General features: G+C 45.1%; 2 protein-coding genes. One reads left to right on the top strand and one right to left on the bottom strand.

Annotated elements, in window-relative coordinates:
* Positions 1 to 149: 149 nt before the first annotated feature.
* Positions 150 to 1,895 (top strand): two-component system response regulator, encoded by a 1,746-nt coding sequence (locus NJ959_RS28785; RefSeq protein WP_254015187.1) that lies wholly within the window; start codon positions 150 to 152, stop codon positions 1,893 to 1,895.
* 26 nt (positions 1,896 to 1,921) lie between these two features.
* Here the strand turns inward: NJ959_RS28785 and NJ959_RS28790 are convergent.
* A partial coding sequence (locus tag NJ959_RS28790; RefSeq protein ID WP_254015188.1) for an RNA-guided endonuclease InsQ/TnpB family protein occupies positions 1,922 to 2,268 on the bottom strand: 347 nt, incomplete at its 5' end.

Consider the following 2,268-nt stretch of genomic DNA (forward strand, 5'->3'; position numbering starts at 1 on the left):
GGGTGTGGGGTGTGAAAAAATTTTAATTACTTGGGTGTAAGCGACAGATTGTCGCTCCATAACTTGTGCAAGGGAAAGGTAAATTATCCCTTCATTTTCCTCTCCCGTGAAAAAAAAATAGTGACAAGAGTCTCCAGTGGGTTAAAAAAATGACGAAAATTCTAGTGATTGAAGACGAGAGAACACATCGAATTAATCTCCACAAAGTCCTGAGTGTGGAGGGGTTTGAGACCATTATTGCCGAGAATGGTAATATGGGAGTGGATTTAGCCCTCCAAGAGCAGCCCGATCTGATTATTTGTGATATCCTGATGCCAGAACTAGATGGCTACAAGGTTTTGAAGGCACTGCAACAAAACCCGATCACCGCAAGTATTCCCTTTATTTTCATCACCGCCAAATCAGATCCCTCGGACATGCGCCTAGGCATGAACCTGGGAGCAGACGATTACCTCACCAAGCCATTCAAGAGATCTGAAATTGTAGAGGCGATCGCAACTCGGCTGCAAAAACAGGTATTGATTAAAAAGCAGCATACTCAGGAACGGATGCAGGCAGAAGCGATCATGAGCTATCTCCTCCGTTACGATCGCATAACCAACCTCCCCAATCGCTTCCTATTGGCAGAGCGGTTTCAGGAGTTACTGACTCAAAATGAAGCCACCCCCGAACCTATACCCATCCTATCGCTGGGTGTAGAAAGACTCAAGCAACTCCACAATACTTTAGGTCCAGCTCGTTGCAACGCCTTACTTCAATCCATCGCGGAAAGGATAAAAAATCTACTGGGGAAGGATGACACCATTGCCCAAATTGGCCCGGATCGATTTATTATTCTCCTCACTCAGAGCTATCAGAAGTCAGAGGTGTCTCAGATTGCCGAAATCCTGATTGACGCTTTCGCCTCACCATTCCCCATTGAAATTCATGATATTTTTCTCTCGCCTAGAATTGGCATTGCCTTCTTTGGGCGGGATGGTAGAGACTTGGATACCCTAATTCAACATGCTAGCGCCGCAATGGAGGATGCACAGCAGACAGGAAAACTGCGCTATCAGTTTTACCTTGCCTCAATTGGGGATAAATCAAAAGCCGCCCTATTGCTCGAACAAGAATTACGTCAAGGGATAGAAAGGGGAGAATTCCAACTCTACTATCAACCTAAAGTAAATATGCCTACCGGACAGATTGACGGTGCAGAAGCCTTAATCCGTTGGTTTCATCCCAAACGGGGCTTTGTTTCTCCGGGAGACTTTATTCCCCTTGCCGAAAAAACTGGGCTGATTGTGCCTCTGGGTGAATGGGTGCTTAGAAGCGCCTGTACTCAAGCGCGAGTCTGGCAAGATGCTGGATTTTCCCCGTTACGTGTTGCTGTCAATTTATCTGGTCATCAGTTTAATGAAAATGAAGTGGATCTCAATGGCTTAGTGGTAGATATTCTCAAGGAAACTGGACTGAATTCCAGCTATTTAGAGTTGGAGTTGACTGAAAGCATTCTCATGGAAAATCCCCAAGCTGCGATCGCAACTTTACATAAATTAAAGTCTCTCGGTATTCGTATATCCATTGATGACTTCGGTACGGGTTATTCCTCCTTAAGTTATCTGAGTCAATTTCCTTTTGATGTCTTGAAAATTGACCGTTCCTTTATCTGTCAACTGCCAGAGGATGATAAAAATCGAGCCATTACCATCGCCATCCTACAAATGGCTCATCGCTTGAATTTAAAGATTGTTGCTGAAGGAGTGGAGACAAAAAGCCAACTGATGTTCCTCGAAGAGCATCAGTGTGATGAAATTCAAGGTTATTGGTTTAGCCCTCCCTTATCGGCAAAAGATTTTAGTGACTTGCTCCACAGTGGTAAATCCCTACCACTTGTATCGGCTTCTTGTTGATCTGGTGGAACCCGTAGTGACATCTCCTACACCAACCTGGGTACAGGTATGGTGTAGGCTTCCAAACCAGTCCGGCTATTGCTTAGGAGGCGTTTGGCTTTAAGAACGGAATGCCCTACCGCTCTATTTTTTATATTTATCGCCGCGTTATGATCGCGGTCAAGAGAAAAACCACAATGAGGGCAGTCATGCCACCGAATATGCAGTTTCTTGGGTACTTTCTCACCACAATTGGAGCAATCCTGTGACGTGTTATGGGCGCTTACTGGGATAACCAACAAACCAGCATTTACGGCTTTGTTTGTCAGTATTGACAGAAAGCTTGACCACCCAGCGTCCCAGACAGATTTAGCCAATCTTGTACGAGCAAGTC

This window comes from Limnofasciculus baicalensis BBK-W-15 (assembly GCF_024178385.1).
GTDB lineage: Bacteria > Cyanobacteriota > Cyanobacteriia > Cyanobacteriales > Coleofasciculaceae > Limnofasciculus > Limnofasciculus baicalensis.